At 65.8% G+C, this 21,687-nt stretch carries 18 protein-coding genes; 13 read left to right on the forward strand and 5 right to left on the reverse strand.

Going from position 1 to position 21,687, the window contains the following annotated elements:
- Positions 1-229: 229 nt before the first annotated feature.
- Both fdhA and J9314_RS01085 read right to left on the reverse strand, forming a co-directional pair.
- Positions 230-1,444, reverse strand: a complete 1,215-nt coding sequence (gene fdhA / locus J9314_RS01080; RefSeq protein WP_210604079.1) for a formaldehyde dehydrogenase, glutathione-independent — start codon at positions 1,442-1,444, stop codon at positions 230-232.
- Positions 1,445-1,655: 211 nt separating this feature from the next.
- Entirely contained in the window at positions 1,656-2,588 is a 933-nt protein-coding gene (locus tag J9314_RS01085) for a LysR family transcriptional regulator (RefSeq protein ID WP_210604080.1), read from the reverse strand.
- A gap of 226 nt (positions 2,589-2,814) precedes the next feature.
- On the opposite strand from J9314_RS01085, the gene J9314_RS01090 reads away from it, so the two are divergent.
- From J9314_RS01090 to J9314_RS01135, 10 genes are all read left to right on the forward strand, one after another.
- Entirely contained in the window at positions 2,815-4,065 is a 1,251-nt protein-coding gene (locus J9314_RS01090) for an aromatic ring-hydroxylating oxygenase subunit alpha (RefSeq protein ID WP_425514192.1), read from the forward strand.
- Positions 4,062-5,582 (forward strand): flavin reductase family protein, encoded by a 1,521-nt coding sequence (locus J9314_RS01095; protein ID WP_210604082.1) that lies wholly within the window; start codon positions 4,062-4,064, stop codon positions 5,580-5,582. Before J9314_RS01090 ends, J9314_RS01095 begins: the two co-directional genes overlap by 4 nt.
- Before the next feature lie 51 nt (positions 5,583-5,633).
- Positions 5,634-8,225 carry a GcvT family protein gene (locus J9314_RS01100; RefSeq protein WP_210604083.1) on the forward strand — a complete coding sequence of 864 codons (2,592 nt, stop codon included), beginning with the start codon at positions 5,634-5,636 and terminating at the stop codon, positions 8,223-8,225.
- A 233-nt stretch (positions 8,226-8,458) separates the two neighbouring features.
- Entirely contained in the window at positions 8,459-9,622 is a 1,164-nt protein-coding gene (locus J9314_RS01105; protein WP_210604084.1) for a thiolase domain-containing protein, read from the forward strand.
- Positions 9,622-11,367, forward strand: coding sequence for an AMP-binding protein (locus J9314_RS01110; protein WP_210604085.1), 1,746 nt, complete (start codon positions 9,622-9,624; stop codon positions 11,365-11,367). The genes J9314_RS01105 and J9314_RS01110 overlap by 1 nt, the downstream gene beginning before the upstream one ends.
- The gene (locus J9314_RS01115) at positions 11,364-12,209 is read left to right on the forward strand and encodes an SDR family NAD(P)-dependent oxidoreductase (RefSeq protein ID WP_210604086.1); all 846 of its coding nucleotides are present in this window, start codon (positions 11,364-11,366) and stop codon (positions 12,207-12,209) included. Before J9314_RS01110 ends, J9314_RS01115 begins: the two co-directional genes overlap by 4 nt.
- Positions 12,210-12,367: 158 nt before the next feature.
- A complete protein-coding gene (locus J9314_RS01120) occupies positions 12,368-13,405 on the forward strand; it encodes a DctP family TRAP transporter solute-binding subunit (protein ID WP_246490545.1) in 1,038 nt (345 codons plus the stop codon).
- 1 nt (position 13,406) lies between these two features.
- Complete coding sequence (locus J9314_RS01125) at positions 13,407-13,985, forward strand: TRAP transporter small permease (protein ID WP_210604087.1); 579 nt, start codon at positions 13,407-13,409, stop codon at positions 13,983-13,985.
- Positions 13,982-15,511, forward strand: coding sequence for a TRAP transporter large permease (locus J9314_RS01130; RefSeq protein WP_210604088.1), 1,530 nt, complete (start codon positions 13,982-13,984; stop codon positions 15,509-15,511). Before J9314_RS01125 ends, J9314_RS01130 begins: the two co-directional genes overlap by 4 nt.
- A gap of 45 nt (positions 15,512-15,556) precedes the next feature.
- Positions 15,557-16,324 (forward strand): SDR family NAD(P)-dependent oxidoreductase, encoded by a 768-nt coding sequence (locus J9314_RS01135; RefSeq protein ID WP_210604089.1) that lies wholly within the window; start codon positions 15,557-15,559, stop codon positions 16,322-16,324.
- Positions 16,325-16,422: 98 nt separating this feature from the next.
- Here J9314_RS01135 and J9314_RS01140 read toward each other — a convergent pair whose 3' ends face one another.
- Positions 16,423-17,349, reverse strand: coding sequence for a PCC domain-containing protein (locus J9314_RS01140; protein ID WP_210604090.1), 927 nt, complete (start codon positions 17,347-17,349; stop codon positions 16,423-16,425).
- Positions 17,350-17,458: 109 nt separating this feature from the next.
- Complete coding sequence (locus J9314_RS01145; RefSeq protein WP_210604091.1) at positions 17,459-18,907, reverse strand: MFS transporter; 1,449 nt, start codon at positions 18,905-18,907, stop codon at positions 17,459-17,461.
- 65 nt (positions 18,908-18,972) lie between these two features.
- Between J9314_RS01145 and soxR the strand changes: the two genes are divergently transcribed.
- The 3 genes from soxR to J9314_RS01160 are packed head-to-tail and all read left to right on the forward strand — an operon-like array spanning position 18,973 to position 20,331.
- Positions 18,973-19,431 (forward strand): redox-sensitive transcriptional activator SoxR, encoded by a 459-nt coding sequence (soxR, locus tag J9314_RS01150; RefSeq protein ID WP_210605473.1) that lies wholly within the window; start codon positions 18,973-18,975, stop codon positions 19,429-19,431.
- A gap of 52 nt (positions 19,432-19,483) precedes the next feature.
- On the forward strand, positions 19,484-19,969 hold the full coding sequence (locus tag J9314_RS01155; RefSeq protein ID WP_210604092.1) for a nucleotidyltransferase domain-containing protein: 486 nt from the start codon (positions 19,484-19,486) through the stop codon (positions 19,967-19,969).
- A gap of 11 nt (positions 19,970-19,980) precedes the next feature.
- Positions 19,981-20,331 carry a HepT-like ribonuclease domain-containing protein gene (locus tag J9314_RS01160; protein WP_210604093.1) on the forward strand — a complete coding sequence of 117 codons (351 nt, stop codon included), beginning with the start codon at positions 19,981-19,983 and terminating at the stop codon, positions 20,329-20,331.
- Positions 20,332-20,584: 253 nt separating this feature from the next.
- Here the strand turns inward: J9314_RS01160 and J9314_RS01165 are convergent, their stop codons facing one another.
- A complete protein-coding gene (locus tag J9314_RS01165; RefSeq protein WP_210604094.1) occupies positions 20,585-21,484 on the reverse strand; it encodes a LysR family transcriptional regulator in 900 nt (299 codons plus the stop codon).
- Positions 21,485-21,687 lie beyond the last annotated feature (203 nt).

Below are 21,687 nucleotides of genomic sequence, written 5' to 3' on the forward strand. Positions count from 1 at the left end.
GCGCCCACTTCTCGGCAACCGACCGGCCGAACCGCGCCTTGAGGGGAGCGGGCCGACCGGCGGATTCGAGTTCTCGACGTTCCACCCTCGTCTCGCAGCCATGAGAGGCACGAGCGGAACGTGAGTCCGGGGTGCCCGGGCGGTGAGGGCCCGAGGTGGCGGCGGACTCGACCAGCGTCGCCCGGCCGATGTGGTGCATGGGGATGCCACCTCGGGCGGCGGCAGTTCCTCAGGCGGAGATCAGGCCGTGCGGGTCGAGCACGAACTTCTTCGCCACGCCTGAGTCGAAGTCCGCGTAACCCTGCGGCGCGTCCTCGAGACGGATCGGAGTGGCGTTGACGTTCTTCGCGATCGAGACCTTGTCATGGAGGATCGCCTGCATGAGCCCACGGTTGTACTTCATCACCGGGCACTGGCCGGTGATGAAGGTGTGCGACTTCGCGAAGCCGAGTCCGAACCGCATCGACAGCGAGCCCTCCTTTGCCGCCTCATCCGGGGCACCCGGATCGCCGGTGACGTAGAGGCCGGGGATGCCGAGGCTGCCGCCGGCGCGCGTGATGTCCATGAGCGAGTTGAGCACCGTGGCCGGGGCCTCGTGACTGGCGTCCTTTCCATGGCCGCGTGCCTCGAATCCGACCGCGTCGATGCCGCAGTCGACCTCGGGGACACCAAGGATCTGCTCGATCTGATCCTTCGGATCGCCCTGGGACACATCGACGGTCTCGCAGCCGAAGGCACGCGCCTGCGCCAGTCGGTCCTCATTGAGGTCACCGACGATGACGACGGCGGCACCGAGCAGATGCGCCGAGGTGGCCGCAGCGATCCCGACAGGACCGGCACCGGCGACGTAAACCGTCGAACCCACCGTGACACCGGCTCCGACGGCACCGTGGAACCCGGTGGGGAAGATGTCGGAGAGCATTGTGAGGTCGAGGATCTTCTCCATCGCCTGATCCCTGTCCGGGAACTTCAGCACATTCCAGTCGGCGTAGGGCACGAGCACGTACTCGGCCTGACCGCCGACCCAGCCGCCCATGTCGACGTAGCCGTAGGCCGAACCGGGACGATCGGGGTTGACGTTGAGGCAGATGCCGGTCTGGCGTTCGATGCAGTTGCGGCAGCGTCCGCAGGAGATGTTGAACGGCACCGAGACGAGGTCGCCGACCTTGACGAACTCGACGTCACGGCCGACCTCGACGACCTCGCCGGTGATCTCGTGACCGAGCACGAGGCCTTCCGGGGCGGTCGTGCGACCCCGGACCATGTGCTGGTCGGAGCCGCAGATGTTCGTCGCCACTGTTTTGAGGATGACTCCGTGATCGACCTTGCGACCGACATTGGCGGGGTTGACCCCGGGCCCGTCTTTGAGGACGAAGTCCGGGTATTCGGTGTCGACGACCTCGACCTTGCCGGGGCCTGCGTAGCTGATTGCCTTATTGCTCATCGTTGAGCCTCCCATGTGAAGGTGAGCGGATGACCGAGGGGGCACCCGATGCTGAACCTGCGATCTTCTCCATATGCTGACGTTCCGCTGAACAGCTGAAATATTAGTTGTCGATCATATGTGACTGCAGTCTCGCCGTCGTTGCCGAACTCTGTCAAGCCTCAGGCTGGAATCGTTGCGAGGTTTGTGCTGGTCGGTGACGTCGACTCCGTCAGGCGTCGTCGCGCAGTCGCGTCGAGAGGATGTATTGGGATGTTGTCCGCAGATGCTGCAGGGAATCCCGGATGAGCGGCGATCGGCGGCTGCCGGCACGCATGGCGGCGATGATCTTCCGGCTCAGACGACCGGTGCCGGTCAGTCGCACGCGGCTGACGTTGTCGTCGCCGGCGAGGCTGACCAGACGAGGCACCAGGCTGACGCCGATGCCCGACCCGACGAGTGCTGCCGAGGTCTCCCATTCCGCCGACTCGTGTGCCACCGACGGCGTCACCCCCGCCGCCGTGAAAGCAGCGATGAAGAGTGAGTGATAGGGCGATCCCGGTCCCGCCGTGATCCATTCCTCGCCTGCGAGTTCGCTCAGCGTCACCGACTCCCGGCCGGCAACCGGGTGATCGGAGGGCACCATGACGTCGAGCGGGTCATCGAGGAGGTCGACGCTTTCGAAGCGCGTGTCCTCTTCGACCTGCACGTGGCCCTGCATGGATACGATGACGGCCAGATCGATGCGTTCGGCGACGAGGAGTTCGAAGCAGCGGGTCGGGCTCGCTTCGACCACGTGGACGCTGACCTCCGGGTGGCTCTTGCGCATGTTCGCCGCGAGTGGAGCGAGGAGGTTCGACGAGGCGGTCGAGAAACCACCGATGCCGAAATGCCTGGGAGCCTGATCCCCGGCGCTGAGGGCGCCGGCGCGAATGTCCTCCCACATTGCCGTGAGCGTATCGGACCGACGCACCAGATAGCGGCCGGTCGACGTCAGTCGCAGGCTGCGTCCGTCTTTGACGAGCAGCGTCATCCCCAGCGACTGCTGCAGGTCCCGGAGCTGTCCGGACACGGCCGAAGGGGAGTATCCGGTGAGCTCGGCGGTGGCGGCGATGGTGCCGCATTCGGCGAAGGTGCGCAGCGTGGTCAGACGCGGATCGATCATGACGTCAATTATGCAGTGATACCGCATGATACGGAACAGAATCTCGCGCTTTTCCTGCAGGGTGATGCTCGCTAATGTGTCATCCGTGATCGAGCTCACCGAGTTCGACTGCAGTGGTCGAAGCGACGGCCGCCGTGCTGGACCGATCATCGATGGCACACATCAAGGGAGATGAGAATTGACCGCAGCCAATCTGGCCCCGACGAAAAAGGGCTTTCCTGCAGGAATCACCGAAGAGAAGCTCGATGAGATCCGGGCTCGACTCGACACGCGTCGCGACGGCTTCTCACTCGAGGCACCGTTCTACACGGATGACAATCTCTTCAACCTCGACATGCAGGGCATCTTCGGTCAGCACTGGGTGTTTGCGTGCAGCGTCGCCGAGGTTCCCGAGCCCGGTGACTACATCACCCTCGACTACGGCCCGTACTCACTCGTCGTCCTCCGCAACGACGACGGCGGAGTCAACATCCTCCATAACGTCTGCCGGCACCGAGGTGCCCGCGTGCTCACCGAGTCGAGCGGCACCACCGGCAACCTCGTCTGCGGCTACCACTCGTGGACCTACTCGCCCGAGGGCGACCTCATCCACGCCTCGGCGCCGGGGGAGATGACCTTCGACAAGTCCTGCTACGCGCTCAAGCGCGCTCACGGGAAGGTCGTCGCCGGGCTCGTCTTCCTCTGCCTGGCCGACGAGCCGCCGAGCGACTTCGACGAGACGGCGAAGATCTTCGAGCCCTATGTCGCCCCGCACGAGCTGGAGAAGACGAAGGTCGCCTACCAGCAGAACATCATCGAGGAAGGCAACTGGAAACTCGTGATGGAGAACAACCGCGAGTGCTACCACTGCGACGGCCATCCCGAACTCGCCTGCTCGCTGTTCCCGACCTGGGGACTCACCGACGAGACCATCCCGCCCCACCTCGAGGACGTCTGGGACCGCAACCAGCAGGCTCAGGCCTCGTTGGAGTACCGCTGCCGCCGCTACGGCCTGCCCTACGAGGTGGTCGAGGAGCTCGACACCCGCATCGCCGGCATCCGCATCTCCCGGGAGTCCCTCGACGGTGAAGGGGAGTCGTTCTCCGCCGACGGTCGGCGGCTGTCGAAGAAGCTGCTGGGCGATCTGCCCGATTTCCGGCTCGGACGGTGCTCGATGCACCTGCAGCCGAACTCGTGGTTCCACCTCCTCGGCGATCATGTCATCACCTTCGGAGCGTTCCCGATCAACGCGCACCAGACCCTCGTGCGCACCACGTGGCTCGTCGCCGACGATGCCGTCGAGGGCGTCGACTACGATCTCGACACACTCACTCATACGTGGAAGCAGACGAATCTGCAGGACAAGGCCTTCGTCGAACTCTGCCAGCAGGGAGCCGCGAGTCCCTTCTATGAGCAGGGGCCCTACATGAAGAGCGAGTACCAGGTCGAGGCATTCATCAGCTGGTACGTGCAGCGGATGCGGGAGCACGTGGGATGAAGGGTTCCGCTGAGCCCCTGATACCGCTCGCGCAGCGGATCCGGGGCCTGGAGATGCCGTGGAATCGAGTCCTCTCCAGCACCACCGGGCCGGCGGGCGCGGCCACCGCCTTGGGGCCGTGGCATCCGCAGGAGTTCTCTGCCGAGTGCGTGGAGACGATCCCCGAGGCCGGGGGCATGATGGTCTTCGTCTTCCGGCGGATGGACGGGGCGCCGTTGGCGTTCCGTTCGGGGCAGTACATCAACATCGATTTCCCCATCGACGGTCCGGATGCGGAACCGGTTTCGCGCAGCTACTCGATCTCGAGTGCGCCGACCGAACCGTGGACGTTCTCGATCACCATCAAGCGAGACCCCAACGGGCGCGTATCCCCGTGGGCGCATGAGAACATCCGGCCGGGCACGGTCCTCGAGATGCTCGGGCCCGTCGGTGCGTTCCACCTGGCCGATTACGATCGTCGAGCGCGCTTCCTCCTGCTGGCGGCCGGTGCGGGCATCACGCCGATGATGTCGATGGTCCGCACCGTCCACTCGCTGCCGGGCCAGGCCGACGTCGTCCTCCTCTACCACGGCTCAACTCCTGATTCCTTCGCTTTCGCCGAAGAGCTCGACTTCTTAGCGAAGGCGGACTTCAGGATCAAGGTCATCTACTGCCTCGGTGATCGGGCCTGCGACGAGGAGTGGACGGGCAGGACGGGGCGACTGTCGCAAGAGCTGATCGAGGAGCTCGTCCCCGATGCCAACGGTCGTCAGGTCTTCGCCTGCGGGCCGGAGGGCTACCTCAACGGGGCAAGCGAGATGCTGCGAGGAGTCGGCGTCGATGACACCTCGGTGTTCATGGAGTTCTTCTCCGGCGACCGCGAGATCCGCGCCGAATACGCGGAAGAAGTCGCCATCGCCGGCGAGATCGCCGAAGAGATCGCCGCCTCGACCGAGGAGTACTACGAGTCCCAGCCCGCGGCACTGGACATGTACGAACCCGACTACGACGCTGACGGGCCGATCGAAGCGGCGGGCGCTCCGACCGAAGCTGTCGACGCCGAGGCGGTCGTGCCCGTCGAAGACGAGGTCGAGATCGAAGTCGTCGGGCTCGACGATGTCGATGACACCCTCGCCGAGGCGGCGCCGGCGTCGGTCTCCGACGCTGGGTCCCAGGACCCGGCTGGGACCGGGTCGGCCGCCTCGGCGGGGGAGCCTTCAGAAGATGACGAAACGGAGGTCGTCGACCCCGCCGCTCTGCCTACTGTGGGGGAGGGCGAGCACACGATGTCATTCGTGCGTTCGGGGCTCAACGTCCGCATCGGGGAGGGCGAGAATGTCCTGCAGGCCGCGCGGAAGGCGGGGGTGAAGATCCCCGCGAACTGCCAGGAGGGCATGTGCGGGTCCTGCAAGATCGTCAAGCTCGACGGCGACGTCGACATGAACCACCAGGGCGGAATCCGTGCCAGAGAGATCGACGCGGGCAAGTTCCTGCCGTGCTGCTCGACAGCGCAGACCGACCTCGTCATCGATGGCTGATCGCTTCGGCAGCCGGACGCGGCCGGTCGCAGCGCAGCTTTCGCACCACCCATGACTTTTCACCACCACCGCAAGGAGTACCCAGTGCCGAATGCAACACCTCGCGTCGTCATCATCGGAGCCGGCATCGTCGGAGCTAACCTCGCCGATGAACTCGCCCAGCTGGGCTGGACGAACACGCTCGTCATCGAACAGGGCCCGCTGAACATCCCCGGCGGATCGACCTCGCACGCCCCGGGCCTCGTCTTCTCCTCGAACGGGTCGAAGTCGATGACCGAGTTCGCGCAGTACACGATCGAGAAGCTCACCTCGCTCAAGGGCGCGGACGGTCGGGGTTCGTTCCTGCCGGTCGGCGGGCTCGAGATCGCCACGACCGACGAGCGCCTTCAGGATCTCCACCGCCGTGCAGGATGGAACCGGTCGTACGGTGTCGAGGCCGATGTCATCGACGCCGACGAATGTGCACGGCTCTTCCCGATGCTCAACCGCGACATGGTCCTCGGCGGGCTGCTCACCCCCGGTGACGGACTCGCGTTGGCCGCGAAGGGCACCCAGCTCGTCATGGAGCGGGCGCGGGCCGCCGGTGTCGAGTTCCGGGACCGGACCGCGGTCACCGACATCGAGACGAAGGGCGGCAAGGTCACCGCCGTCTTCGCCGGAGAGGAGCGGATCCCCGCCGATATCGTCGTCTCCTGTGCTGGCTTCTGGGGGCCGAAGATCGGAGAGATGGCCGGCACGACGATCCCGCTGCTGCCGCTGGGCCACCAGTTCGCCTGGACCACCGAAGCACCGTCCCTGATCGGGAAGAACGAGCTGCCCGCGGGCGCTCAGGCGCCGATCCTGCGCTACCAGGACAAGGACCTCTACTACCGCGAATGGGGAGAGCGGATCGGCATCGGCTCCTACGCTCACCGCCCGATGCCCGTCGACCTCGACGAGCTGCCGAAGTACTCGCCCGACGAGATCACTTCGGAGAAGATGCCCTCGAGCCTCGAGTTCACGCCCGAGGACTTCGCCCCCGAATGGGATGCGACGAAGGAGCTGCTGCCCGAACTGGCACAGACTCAGATCCAGCGCGGCTTCAACGGCATCTTCTCCTTCACCCCCGACGGAGGATCGTTGGTCGGACAGTCCCGCCAGGTCGATGGATTCTTCGTCGCCGAGGCGGTGTGGGTGACCCACGGTGCCGGCATCGCCCGCGCGGTGGCCGAGCTCATCGCCGAGGGCCAGTCGCGGACGGACCTGTCCGGCATCGACCTCAACCGCTTCGAAGACGCTCTGACCACACCTGACTACGTCAGCGAGACCTCGCAGCAGAACTTCGTCGAGATCTACGACGTCATCCACCCGCTGCAGCCGCGGGTCTCCCCACGCGATCTGCGCTCGAGCCCGTTCCGTCGGCAGCAGGAGGAGCTCGGTGCGTTCTTCCTCGAGACCAACGGCTGGGAGCGGCCACACTGGTTCGAGGCGAACGCGTCCCTGCTGTCCGAGATGCCCGCCGAGTGGGCGGCTCCGGAGCGGGATGCGTGGGCGGATCAGTTCCATTCGCCGATCGCCGCGGCCGAAGCGTGGAAGACGCGCACCTCGGTGGCGATGTTCGACATGACCCAGCTCAAGCGCTTCGAGGTCACCGGTCCGGGTGCAGGAGAGCTGTTGCACGGGATGACGACCTCGTCGATGCTGCGCAAGCCCGGCGCGGTCAGCTACACGCTGCTGCTCGACGAGGCCGGCGGTATCACGAGTGACATCACGGTGGCGATCCTCGATGAGGAGACCTACCAGGTCGGGGCGAACTCGAACATCGACTTCGCCTACATTTCGCGGGCGGCGAGGCACCAGTCGGCCGCCGACCCGAGCAAGTGGGCGACCGTGCGGGAGACGACGCCGGGCACATGCTGCATCGGTCTGTGGGGCCCGCTGGCCAGGGAAGTCATCAGCAAGGTCACGGACGAGGACTTCAGCGACGCAGGACTGAAGTACTTCCGCACGAAGCCTGCCGTGCTCGGCGGAGTGCCGGTGACGGCGATGCGTCTGTCCTACGTCGGTGAGCTCGGTTGGGAGATCTACACCTCCGCCGATCTCGGTTCGAAGCTGTGGGACGTGCTGTGGGAGGCCGGACAGGAGTACGGCATCATCGCCGGCGGCCGCGAGGCGTTCAACTCGATGCGCCTGGAGAAGGGCTTCCGCTCCTTCGGCTCGGACATGACGAGTGAGCACGAACCTGTCCAGGCCGGGCTCGGGTTCGCGGTCAAGGCCTCGAAGACCGATGACTTCATCGGAAAGTCGGCGCTGCAGGCCAGGGCCGCGGCCGCGACGAAGAAGCTCACGTGCCTGACGCTCGATGTTCCCTCCGACGTGGTGCTCGGCAAGGAGCCGGTGTATGTGGTCGGTGGTGCTTCGGGTAGTGCCGGCGACGGAGGCGGTGCGGATGCCTCGGGCGGTGTTTCCGGCGGGAAGTCCGACGGCTACGTCACCTCGGCGGCCTACGGATACTCGATCGGGAAGTCCATCGCCTACGCGTGGCTGCCGAACACATTGTCCGTCGGCGACGCCGTCGAGATCGAATACCTCGGTCGGCGTCTGCCTGCCACAGTCACAGCCGAGCCGCTCTTCGATCCGGAGATGACCCGACTGAAGGGGTGAGGGTTGCCGCCTCAGCGCCGAAACAACGGTTGAGCGCCGAGACCTCTGTGTACGCACAGGGGTCTCGGCGCTCCGTCGTTGTCTCGACGAAGTGCGCGGGAGCGCCAAGTAGGGAAGCGACATCACCAATGTTCCATATCGTGGATTTTCTTTGACCAGGATGTGAACGTGCGGCGAGTATTGCGAGGGAAGTCACATTGGCGCCCACGAGCCAGGTACCCGAAGGAGTGTCCATGCCTCAGCCCGCGATCATCGGCTGGTCCCACGGAAAGTTCGGCCGGTCCGAGTCCCCGCTGCCACAGATGATGGCCGACGTCGCCCGTGAGGCCATCGCCGACGCCGGACTCGAACCCGCCGACATCGACGCCATCCACGTCGGCGTCTACAACAACGGACTCTCCCGCCAAGGCTTCGAAGCCGCACTGCCGGGCACCGTGTTCCCCGAACTCGCCCGCACCCCGGCCCACCGGCACGAGAACGCCTGTGCGACCGGCTCCACAGCCGTCTTCGCGGCCCACGACTCCATCGCCGCCGGCCGCCACCGCACCGCCCTGGTCATCGGCGCCGAACGCATGACCCAAGCCTCGGGGCATGAGGTCAACGAGGTGCTGCTGAGCGCGAGCTATCGGGAAGAGGAAGAACACTTCAAGTCCTTCGCCGGAGTCTTCGGCGAGATCGCCCGGCAGTACTTCGACCGCTACGGCGACCACTCCGAGACCCTCGCCCGCATCGCCGCGAAGAACCACGCCAACGGCTCCCACAACCCGCTCGCGCACATGCAGAAGGACCTCGGCTTCGACTTCTGCAACACCGTGAGCGAGAAGAACCCCTACGTTGCCGAACCGCTGCGCCGTACCGACTGCTCGATGGTCTCCGACGGAGCCGCGGCACTGGTCCTGGCCGCCGAGGATGTCGCCGCCTCCGCCCCACAGGCCGTGACCTGGCGCGGTATGGGCAACGCCAACGACATCATGCCGCTTTCTCAGCGCGACCCTCTGGAGATGGCGGGAGCCCGGGCTGCCATGGATCAGGCCCTGACGTCTGCGGGCATCACCATCGGAGACCTCGATCTGCTCGAGACCCACGACTGCTTCACGATCGCCGAACTCCTCGAATACGAGGCCTTCGGACTCGCCGCTCCCGGTCAGGGTCACACACTCATCGACGAGGGCGCCACCGAAGTCGGCGGTCGCCTGCCGGTCAATCCCTCCGGCGGCCTCAAGGCCAAAGGCCACCCGGTCGGCGCGACGGGCGTGTCCATGCACGCCCTTGCGGCGGCCCAGCTCACCGGCCGCTCACCCGGCCTCCAGATCGCAGCCCCGGAACTCGCCGGAGTCTTCAATATGGGCGGTGCCGCAGTGTCGAACTTCGCCTCCGTCCTCGAGCGTGCCCGCTGATGCGCGCCATCTCGCAGACATCCCCGGCCAAGGACTTCACCCCCACCCCTCGGCGCGGGGTCAACGTCTCCCACTTCCTCACGCAGACCGCCCGGCGGATTCCCGACTGTCTCGCCGTCGTCGACGATGACCGCGGGCAGCGCTGGACCTGGGCCGAACTCGACGACCGCGCCGAAGCGCTCGCCGCCGCCCTGCAGGCCGGAGGCGTGGGCCGTCGCGACACCGTCCTCCTCGTCTCCGCCAACCACGCCGAGGTGGTCCAGTCCTTCTGGGGGATCCTCCGCTCCGGCGGGGTCATCGCCCCACCGAATGCGGCCCTGTCGACCGAGGAGCTGCTCGGCATCAGCGCCGAGGTGGCCCCCGCCGCCGTCATCGCCGACCGCGCCCACACAGAGTTCGTCACCGCCCTGCAGGCCGATGGGTTCACCGGCCCTGTGCTGTGGATCGGCGAACTGCCCACCGGCACCGAACTGCCCACCGGCACCGAGGCGGCGGATCCCGAGGCAACCAACCCCGAGGCGGCCGGAACCTCGGGAGCTCCCGTGATCCCCGTCGACTCGACGGTCGACGAGGACGACCCCTGCTGGTACTTCTTCACTTCCGGGTCCACGGGCCGACCCAAGGCGGCGACGTTCACGCACCGCCACCTCGGCGCGGTGCTGGCCAATCATCGCTGCGACCTCTTCCCCGACGAGGACGAGACCGGGGCGTCGCTGGTGCTCGCGCCCCTGTCCCATGGGGCGGGCATCCACATGCTCGCGCAGGTCTTCGGCGGCACGCCGACGATCATCCACCCAGGTGGCAAGCCCAGCGTGGAGTCGCTGTGGCCGGCCATCGACGCCTACGGCATCACGAACGCCTTCACCGTTCCGACCATCCTCAACCGCATCGCCGCCGGCTACCCCGACGGCCGCGGCCCCGACGACCACACCCTCGAGCGCGTCATCTACGCGGGCGCTCCGATGCTCGCCGCCGATCAGGCCCGCGCGCTCGAGCGGCTCGGACCCTGCCTCGTCCAGTACTTCGGCCTCGCCGAGGTGACCGGAGCGATTACGATCCTCCGTCCCGAGGACCACGGCCGGATTCCCGTCGACGAGGCGGGCATCGGCACCTGCGGTCGTGCCCGCACCGGGGTCGAGATCGTCATCCTCGACGAGACCGGCGGCGAGCTGCCCGCCGGTGAGCAGGGCGAGGTCTGCGTGGTCGGGCCGACCGTGTGCGCCGGCTACCTCGGCCGACCCGACGCGAACGCCGAATCCTTCGCCGGGGGCGTCTTCCACACCGGCGACGTCGGTTACCTCGACGACCGCGGCTACCTGTTCCTCACCGGCCGGAAGTCCGATATGTACATCTCCGGCGGTTCGAACGTCTATCCCCGGGAGATCGAGGAGCTCCTCCTCACCCACGCCGAGGTGGCCCAAGCCGTGGTCGTGGGCGTGCCCGACCCGCAGTGGGGAGAGATCGGAGTGGCCGTCATCGAACGCGCGGAGGTCCGCACCGACGAAGATGCGGAGATCCCCGCCAGGGGCGATGGGGGCGACGTGGACGGGGGAGGCAACCCGCGTGCGAGCAGCATCGGTGACCTGGGCGAACGCCTGATCGCGCTGTGTAAGTCGGGGCTGGCCGCGTACAAGGTGCCGAAGGAGATCCACTTCGTCGCGGAGATGCCGGTCACCGCCTACGGCAAGATCGCGCGCAAGGAACTCAAAACCGAACATTCGCAGGGACGGGGAAGCGCACGATGAGCACGAACGGCAGCAGCGCCGGCGCAACAGGCAGACTGGCCGGCACGACGATCATGGCCATCGGCTGCGGCACCCCGGACGGGGAAGTCAACAACGGTTTCGCAGCGACCACTGCGTTCTTGCGCGAAGGTGCCCGAGTCTGCATCGTCGACAGGGACCCGAACGCCCTCGACGAGGCTGCCAGGGTGCTCGGTGAGATGGCAGTCGACCTGGAGTCGCAGCTGACCACGGTCGTCGCCGACGTCGGTGACGAAGACTCGCTGGCCGCGGCCTTCGCCCATTGCGCGGACCGCCTCGGCGCACCGACCGTCCTCCACTACAACGTCGGCATCGTCGTCAACGGGGGAGTCGACACTCTCGACACCGACGGGTTCCGCCGGGCGTTGGACATCAACCTCACCGGCGCCTTCTCCGCGATCAAGCACGCCCTGCCGCATATGCGCGCGGCCGCAACTGGGTCGATCATCACGGTCTCCTCTGTCGGCGGCATGCGCTACATGGGCTATGACTACCCGGCGTACGCGGCTTCGAAAGCAGGGCTGATCGAGCTGACGAAGGTCGTCGGCGCGCAGTACGCAGCCGAGGGGATCCGCGCGAACTCGATCGCCCCCGGCCTCATCGAGACCCCGCTCATCCACCGCTCGATCTCCGGCCACTACGACTCGGTCGACGACATGCTCGCGGCCCGTCACGCCCAGTCGCCGACCGGGAAGATGGGCCGGCCCAAAGACGTCGCGGATCTCGCAGTGTTCCTCGCCTCGGACGAGTCGGCCTACATCAACTCCACGCTCATTCCCGTCGATGGGGGACTGACCCACTATGCGGGGATGCCGAAGCGATGAGGACACGGTTCGAACGGATGACGGCGGCCACCTCGGCGGGGGAGGGCCCGGCGACCGCGGACGGGTGCTCGATTGCGGACCTGCGGGCCGCCTCGGTGGGGGAATGACCCCACCGACCACGGATACGACAGCGACATAACGACAATAAGGAGGCAACGGTGCCGACAACGCAGACGAAGAGGGCGGCGCTCGCCTGGTTCGCCGTGCTCATGGTGTGCGCCCTGCTGCTGGCGGGGTGCGGGACGAACTTCGGCACCACGGACGACGGCAAGCAGCGCTACCGGTGGAAGATGACGGTGACGACCGGGTCGACGTCGACCTGGTACCTCGCGGCGGAGAAGTTCGCGAAGGACCTCGATCGGGAGACCGACGGTCGGATCACGATGAAGGTCTTCGCCAATGAACGGCTCTCCGCCGGGGAGGCGACCGCGGGAGTCGAACAGCTCATGGATGGGGCGAAGGACTTCTCCTACAACTCGCCGATCATCTACGCCGGTGTCGATCCGCGCTTCGGCGCCGTGACTGCGCCGTTCGTCTTCGACTCCGTCGAGGACGGGCAGAAGGCGCTCGCCGGCAAGGGCGGGGACGTCTACTCCGACTACCTCGCCGAACGCGGTGTCCACCTGCTCGGCTTCGGCGAATCCGGGATGCGGCAGCTGACGAACACGCACCGGCCGATCCACACGCCCGAGGATATGAAGGGCATGAAGTTCCGCATCCCCGGCTTCGGCATGTACACCGACCTCTATCGCGGGCTCGGCGCGAACCCGGCGACGATGCCCTTCGGTGAGGTGTTCACCGCGCTCCAACAGGGGGCGATCGACGGGCAGGAGAACCCGATCGACGTCATCTACTCCTCGAACCTCCAAGAGGTCCAGCCGTACCTGACGCTGTGGAACTACTCCTACGATCCCCTCGTCCTGGGCATCAACAAGGACCTCTTCGACTCGCTGACGCAGGAGGACCAGGAACTCGTGAGCCGTCTGGCCGAAAAGACCAACGAGTTCCAGATCAAGAAGAACCGTGACGGCGAGCAGAAGCTCATCGCCGAACTCAAGGACTCCGGCATGGAGGTCAACGAGCTCAGCGACGAAGAGAAGGACGCTTTCCGCGCCAAGCTCGAACCGATCTACGCGAAGTACCGCAAGGTCTGGGGACCCGACATGTCCTCAGCATTCATCCCGAAAGGACTGTGAGATGAGAGCCATCAGATTCTTCGAGGACTGGGTGGTCATCGGCTCGTTCGCGGTGATCGTGATCGTCACCTTCGTCAACGTCCTCTCCCGCTACATCTTCAAGGCCTCGCTGGCGTTCTCCGAGGAGCTGACCATCAACTTCCTCGTCGTCATGACGATGATGGGTGCGGTCGTCGGCATCCGCCTCGGAGCGCACCTCGGGTTCACCTACCTCGTCGAGAACGCGAAGGGCCAGGTCCGCTGGATCATGCTCATCACCGGCACCGTCCTCATCGTTCTCTTCCTCGCCGTGCTCCTCATCTGGGGCGGCGAGATGACGATCGCGCAGGCGATCCGCGGCCGTGCGACCCCATCACTGGGAATCCCGCAATGGCTGTTCACCCTGTCGATACCGCTGGCCGGTCTGCTCGGGATCCTGCGCAGCATCCAAGCCTTGCGGACCTCCCTGAATGAGGACACCTCCGCCGAGGCGGTCGTCGAGCGGCTCGCGAGCGAGGCCGCACCGACCATCGATGCGTCCGAATTCTCGGCCGGGGTACGGTCCGATGTCTCCTCCGATGTCCAGGGAGGCCGGAAATGATCGCGCTCCTGCTCTTCGGCAGCTTCTTCCTCTTCCTCGGCCTCGGGATCCCTGTCGCCTTCGCCCTCGGGCTGTCCGCCGTCGTCACCCTGGTCACCACCGATGGTGTGCAGGTCCTCGACGTGGTGCCCTCGGTGATGTTCCCGTCGATGAGCTCGGGCACGCTGCTGGCGATCCCGTTCTTCGTCCTCGCCGGCATCGTCATGCAGTACACGGGCATCTCGCAGCGCCTCGTCGATCTCGCCTTCCTCATCTTCGGCCGGTTCAGCCATGGGCTGGCAGCGGTGACGATCATCTCCGCGTTCTTCTTCTCCGCGATCTCGGGTTCGGGGCCGGCGACCGTGGCCGCGATCGGTGCGATCCTTATCCCCGCGCTCGTGCGCAACGGGTACCAGAAGAAGCACGCGGTGTCCCTGGTCGCGGCGTCCGGATCGATGGGCATCGTCGTGCCCCCGTCGATCGCGTTCATCATCTTCGCCGTCGTCGCCGCCGAGTTCGGGTCGATCTCGATCTCCCGGCTCTTCATCGCCGGCATCGTGCCCGGCATCATCATGGCCGCAGCGTTCTTCATCGCCGCACTGTTCGTTCCGCGGGTGCGTGAGCTCGCCGGTCTGCCGGTGAAGGCGAAGACCGGCGCCGAGGCGGTCGCAGGCTCCGCTTCGGCCGGGGCGTCTGAGTCCGGCTCGGTCGGTTCTGGTCCCGGTTCGGCTGGGAACGGCGGTTCGGGCGATGGTGCGGCAGCGGGCAGGACTCAGCTGCTGACGACGAACGGGAAGGCCGCCTCGGCGAGCTCCGGATCCGTCGGATCGGGCGTCGGATCTGTGGATCCGACGGCCACGGTCGACGTCGACGGCGGGTTCGGCGAGGTCCTGACCGCGCTGGTCAAGGCCATTCCCGGTCTGCTCATCCCGGTGATCATCCTCGGCGGGATCTACGGCGGAATCTTCACCCCCACCGAGGCAGGAGCCGTCGCATCCGTCTACGCACTGGTGGTCGGTGTGTTCGTCTACCGGGAGCTGAGCTGGAAGGACCTGCCGAAGGTGTTCCTCGAGTCCGGGGTCTCGACCGCGGTCATCATGTTCATCGTCGGGGTGGCGAGCCTCTTCTCCTACGTCATCACCGTCGAAGGTGTGGCCGATCGGATTTCGACGGCTGTGCTGGGCGTGACGGACAACAAGTACCTCATCCTCGCGGCGATCACGATCATCCTGCTCATCGTCGGCGCCTTCGTCGATGCGATCAGCGCGTTCTACCTGTTCATCCCGATCCTCGTGCCGATCCTCATCGGGGTGGGCGTGGACATGACGACGATCGGTGTGTTCATGACCGTCAATCTCGCGATCGGCCTGTTCACCCCGCCGGTGGGGCTCAACCTCTACGTGGGTGCGGGCATCGGGAAGGTCAGGCTCGAGGAGGTCGTGCGCGGGATCATGCCGTTCCTCATCTGCGCGATCATCGCACTGCTGCTCATCACCTACATCCCGGCGATCTCGAACTGGCTGCCCGACCTGCTCGGGGTCGGGTGAGTCTCGTTCAGTTCGGCTCATCATCTGTTTTAAGCAAGGAGAACCATGGAACCCTATCTGCTCACGAACAAGACGGCCCTGGTCACGGGTGCCGCGCAGGGCATAGGCCTGGCGATTGCCACCGCGCTGGCCAGGCGCGGCGCCTCGGTCGGCATCGTCGACCTCAAGGGCGCCGAGGATGCCGCTGCCGCCCTGGCCGAACAGTTCCCGGACCAGCGGTTCGCCGCCTTCTCACTCGACGTCCGCGATGCCGCCGAGGTGAACGCCGCGGTCGGCTCGTTCGTCGAGACCTTCGGGGGCCTCGACATCCTCGTCAACAATGCGGGTACGGCGGCACGCATCGGCATCGATGAGATCACCGCCGAGCAGTGGCAGCGTGACATCGAGACCAACCTCGGCGGGACGTTCAACTTCATCAAGGCCGCCGTCCACCCGCACATGAGTTCGGCAGGGGCGGGATCGATCATCAACATCTCGTCGATCTCGGGCATCAACGGCGGAGCGGTCTCCGACGGTGAGGCCGGAGCCCGGTCGGGGCCCGCGTATGCGGCGAGCAAGGGCGGGATCATCGCGCTGACGAAGTGGGTGGCCAAGGAGTACGGACGTCAGGGGATCCGCTGCAATTCGGTCGCGCCCGGGCCCGTTGAGTCCGCCCTCACAATCGGGCAGACGTACGACACCTCAGGTCAGGCGCTTGACCGGATGGGTCAGCCGGAAGAGATCGCCGAGGCGGTCGCCTACCTCGCCGGTGACGGCGCGGCGTTCACGACGGGACAGATCCTCCGCGTCGACGGCGGTGCCGTGATGTCGTGAGCGATGTCTGAGGTTCTGCGGAGACGCCCCGGTGCTGACTGCGCCGGGGCGTCTGTCTGCACTGGTCGCGGCTGTTTTCCCTGGTCAGCGGGGGCGACTCAGATTGTGCGGCGGATGAAGAGTTCGAAGGTCACGGCGACGGGGTTCGCCGCGGGGGCGAGTGCGCCGTGGTGGACCTCGCCGGCGACGTCGACGACTTCGCCAGTGAGACTGACCCGGGGGTTCTCGGACTGAGCGTCGGTGACGGTGCCTGCCAGGTGGGTGAACTCGACGGCCGGCCACGGGGCGGTGCCGCCTGTGAACACGGCACCGGTCGTGCTGCCTAAGCTGGCGACCACCTCGGCGGATTCGAAGCCGGCGTTCCGGGTGACGGCGAGGACTTCCTCGTCGAGGATCTCACCGGGACGGACCCGGGAGACGACGGCGTCGGGGGCGGTCGCCTCGGTGCTGGCGGACTCCGGTTCGAACGGGTGCGGTGCGAAGGCGGAGAACCCGGTCTCGGGATCGACGTCGCTGACCAGCCGGGCATCGGCGAGAACGAACAGACGAACCTTCAGCCCCGCGGGTCCGGCCAGCGTGCCCGGCAGCAGGTGCCCGCCCCTGACCGTGCCATCGGCACCGGTCCACGAGGCATGGATGTGACAGAACGGGACATCGTCCCGGAAACCGACGGTGGCCGAGGCATGGCGGACATGTGCCGGACCAACGACAGCGAACGTCTGCGTGAACGACATGGGGTGCTCGGCGTCGGGGCCATAGGCGGGATGAACGTAGTCGATGTGCCCGAATTGGCCGGAGACGAACTCAGCCATGATGCCCTTGGTGCTGTGGGCGCTCAGTGTGGTTTCGAGCGCGGCGAATACGTCGGTGCCCGCGGCGAGATCAATGGTGTGCTCGGTGCAGCGGGTCGGCACGGAGATGATGCGGGGGTCCTGGCGTGGTCCGGCGTGGATGACCGCTGTGCCCGGGTGTTTGAGGGGAAAGGTCGGTCCGGGCAGGTCGGTCGTCTCGGCTCCATCGCTCATGTCTCGATTATCGGCGGCGGAGTGTGAATGCGCCCGACTGGACCCAAGATGTGGAACATGAGGCCGGGCGCGGTGCTGCTCGCTGTTTGCCGCGATGGTTATCGACGAATCACTCCACCGGACGGTGCCGCATGATCATCACCGCGCAGACGATTCCGATACCGCCGAGGACCGCGATTCCGGCCCCCATCGTCATGGCACCCGCAGCCCCGGGACCACCGACGGCGACGAGCATTCCGACGAGCGCCGAGGCGATCGTGTTGCTGATGAGTTCGGCCGTGCCGAGTCCTGCGGCCGCCTTGGATCCTTCGACTGGGTCGTCGCTGCTGCTCATCGCCGCAACGTTGAGGTGCGGGAACGCGATGCCGATTCCCGAACCCGTGAGGACGAGGCTGCCTGCCCACACCCACGCGATCCAGGCCGTGTCGACGAACTGTGTTGCGGCGTAGACGATCAACCCCGCCGTCATGAGCACGGGGCCGAGAGCCATGAATCTCCGACCGGTGCGCGGATCGTCGACACTGGCGCTGTAGAGCTGGACAAAGCTCCAACCCACCGAAACGGTCACCCCGAAGACAGCGGCCAACAACGGTGACATGCCGATGAGGTCCTGCCCGAACTTCGGCAAGAAGATCTCCACCATCGCTGCGGAACTGAGGATGCCGAGCACGAGGTAGATCCATTTGAGGGGACTGCCCCGCTGATAGGTGATGTGCGGGAGCACGGGTGAGCCGGAGACGCGATCAACGCCGATGAAGGCGGCGACGAGTACCGCTCCGGTGATGAGGGCGAGCGTCGTCGGCCATCCCGTGGGCACCACCGCGGCAATGCTGAACGCGGCGGCAGCGAGGACGAGCAGCGTCAGCGATGGAATCGGCAGTCGACCGAAGTTCCGCTCACCGGGAGCTTCTCGGGGAAGACTGCGCAGCGCCATGAGTCCGAGGATGACCGAGACCAAGGCCAGCAGTCCGAACGCTCCACGCCAGAAGCCGATCTGAGCGAATGCCCCACCGATGGCCGGACCGATGAGCGTGCCGAGTCCCCACATCGCCGAGACCAGCCCCGTCGCCCGAGTCCACAGGCGCCTCGGCAGCGCGTCACGGATGACCGAGTAGCCGAGCCCGGCGAGCAGACCGCCGCCGAGGCCTTGGACGATCCGTGAGGTGACGAGCAGTTCCATCGAGGGAGAGAGCGACGCACCGAGCGATCCGACGGCGAAGAGAACGAACGCGAGCAGATACGCTCGCGCCGCTCCCATCGTTGCGAGCACCCGGGCGACGAGCATCGAGGCGAGCACCGAGGCGACGAGGAACGCCGTCGTCACCCAGGCGAAGTACTGATTTCCACCGATGTCGGCAATCGTCGAGGGCAGCAGTGCCGCTGTGACGAAGGTATTCATCGCGAACACGGCGATACCGCCGGCGAGGACGAGGGAAGCGCTCGTATACTCGGCGCTGAAGAGTTCGCGCCACCCTCCCGACAGCGGTCCTTCCGGAGCGTTGACGGTTGCGGCGTCCCAGTGAGGCTCAGGGGAAGTGCTCTCGTGTTCGTCTCTCATGTCGGCTAGCCTAAAACCTCAACCAAACTTCAGGTCAATAGAGAGTGAGAACCTCTATGAACGATATGAAACCGTCTCCGACCGACCTGCTGTCCGTGGGAGACGTGGCCGCGCGGACAGGGGTCGCGGTCTCCGCTCTGCACTTCTACGAACGGCAGGGGCTGATCTCCTCTGAACGCACCGCAGGGGGCCAGCGCCGCTACGCCCGTCATGTGCTGCGTCGGGTCTCGGTGATCCAGGTGGCCAAACGGATGGGTATCCCCCTCGCCGAGGTGGCTGAGGTCTTCGGCGATCTGCCCGACGACCGAATGCCGGGGAAGACCGATTGGCGTCGGATCAGTGAACGATGGCGAGGCAAGCTGGAGGCCCGTCGCAAGGAGATTGAGAGGATGGAGAGCGAACTAGTCGAATGCATCGGCTGCGGCTGCGTCTCCCTCCGCGCCTGCCGAGTGCTCAATCCCGACGACGAACTCGGGTCGAACGGCTCGGGCCCGCGTCTGCTTCCGGAGATCCCGGCGGAGTGAGCCTGGTTCGCGCATGCCGATGCGAGAAATGCGTCGGTGATAAAATGTTTTTATGATCCCGATTCTGGAGTTTGAACGTGCAGCTCGGGACGCCGAGATCGCGCGATTGCGTCGAGTGTTGGCAGTGCGTGCCATGATCGTCGCCGGGGCGTCGCAACGCGAAGTTGCGCAGCGTCTCGACCTGACGCAGCCGGCTATCAGCTACTTGGTCTCCGAGGAGCGCACCAATGGGGTGCGCCCAAGCGAGCTTCTCGCGGCCGGTGGGCCAATTCTCCTCGACGCAGTGAAGAGCAGGGGATTCACCGATCTTGCAGTATTCGGGTCTGCCGCTCGTGGGGACGATCGTCCTGATTCTGACGTAGATCTGCTCGTTGTGCCTCCCGACGATGCGGACCTCTTCGACATGATTCGGCTAGAAGATGCGCTGTCAAAGATTCTTGGCAAAGGTGTCGATCTTGTCAGCCATCGAAGTCTCGATCCCCAGATCGACAAGGACATCCTCAACGATGAGGTTCCAATCTGCGAGGTTCCAGTCTGATGGAGTTGCGGGTGGCAAAGGAGCTAGTGCATATTCGACGGTGGTTGGAGATTGCTGCTTTGATTCTCGCCAAGGGGCAGCCGGCGTACGACTCAGATGAAGTGACTCAAGAAGCAGGCGATTCCTTGATGATCAAGATCGGCGAGGCCGCAAAAACGCTCGCGCTTCACAAAGTTTCGGCCCCCACGGGAATCGACTGGAGCGACGCCGCAAAGAATCGCGAGAAGTTGGCCCATCACTATTCGGTGATCGATCGAACCGTGACTTGGCAGACTTTGTCGGTCTCCTTGCCGAGATGGCGCGAAGCCCTGTCTCCGCTCTTCGATCAGGCCGATTCTGTCCTCGAAGCCCACGGGACGTAACCTCCGCCCGCGAGCCATGGACAGGCTGAACGCCACCGGCTTACCGTGGACGGGATTACGGCGCGTATCGTTTCCCGCGAGGATGGGGCGTATGACCTCCAACACCGATTCCGTGAAACCCTCAGAACCAGCAGGCATTCGTGCCTCTCTCACTCGATCGGCTGGATCCTGCGTCCGCAGTGACGCCTTCATCGACCTGCCTTGCCCGGAGGGTCGCTCGCCGAAGGGGTGAGCCTGGCCGGGGCCTGCAGTCTCAGAGGCTGCTCTGCAGGGCCTCGACGACGAGGTCGAGACAGTGGGATTCGCGGCGCGGATCGGCTTCGAGGACCTGGATGAAACGCGATTCGATGTCCGGATCGATGATCGGGATCGCCGTGCAGCCGACGGCATCGAGGTTCGTCGGAATGGTGCGACCGGCCATCATCGCGATCATCGACGTGCCGACCAGGGAGCGCACCATGAGGACCGGGCATGTCGCCTCCAGCGTGGGGGAGAAGATCTGGCCCTGTGCCCGGACCGCCTGTTCGATGCGCATCCTCGCGGTGTTGCCGGCCGGCAGGGTGCCTACGGGAAAATCGGTCATGTCGCTGATGAAGAGGCTGGACCGCTGGGCCAGCGGATGGTCATCGGCGAGGATCGCGAAGTTCTCAGCCTCCACCTCGGCGACCTTGCGCACTCCCGGCACGGTGCCGAGCTCATGATTCGACACCGAGAAGTTCACACAGAGATCGGCCTGCCGGTTGCGCAGCACCTGGAGCGCTTCGACCGAGCCGCGATCGATGATGCTGATCTGCACCCGATCGGTCGTGCGCATCAGGCGGTTGATCGCATCGGCGACCACGGTCTGCCCCAGCCCGGTGGACGTGACGATCGAGACCGTCTCGATCGCGCCGGAGTACTCACCGAAGGAATCGGCGAGCAGCTCTGATTCGGCAATGGTCCGACGAGCGAAGTCGGCGACGGCGAGACACTGAGGCGTGGGGACGACGCCGGAGCTCGACCGCTCGAACAGCGTCGTCCCGTAATGCTCCTCCAGGGCTCTGATCTGGCGACTCGCTGTGGAATGGGAGATGAAGATCGACCGTGCGGCGAGGTGGATCGACCCGTACTCGACGACGGCGAGCAGCGTGGTGAGACTCCGGAGATCGGTCATCGTGGTGTCCTTCGGTCGGGGTGACTCCCATATGGCGGGTGCAAGGTGCCGCGTCGCGCAGACAGGGCACGTCGTCGCGAGAGCAGGTCAAGCCTTCGCGAGAACAGGCTACGTCGGTGGTGCAGGGAATGCACCACCTCGGTGCGGGAAACGCACCCGAGGCTGGACGGAATCGTCTGTCCTCGCGACCGCGACTCGGCGAT

Source organism: Brevibacterium oceani, from assembly GCF_017948325.1.
Taxonomy (GTDB): domain Bacteria; phylum Actinomycetota; class Actinomycetes; order Actinomycetales; family Brevibacteriaceae; genus Brevibacterium; species Brevibacterium oceani.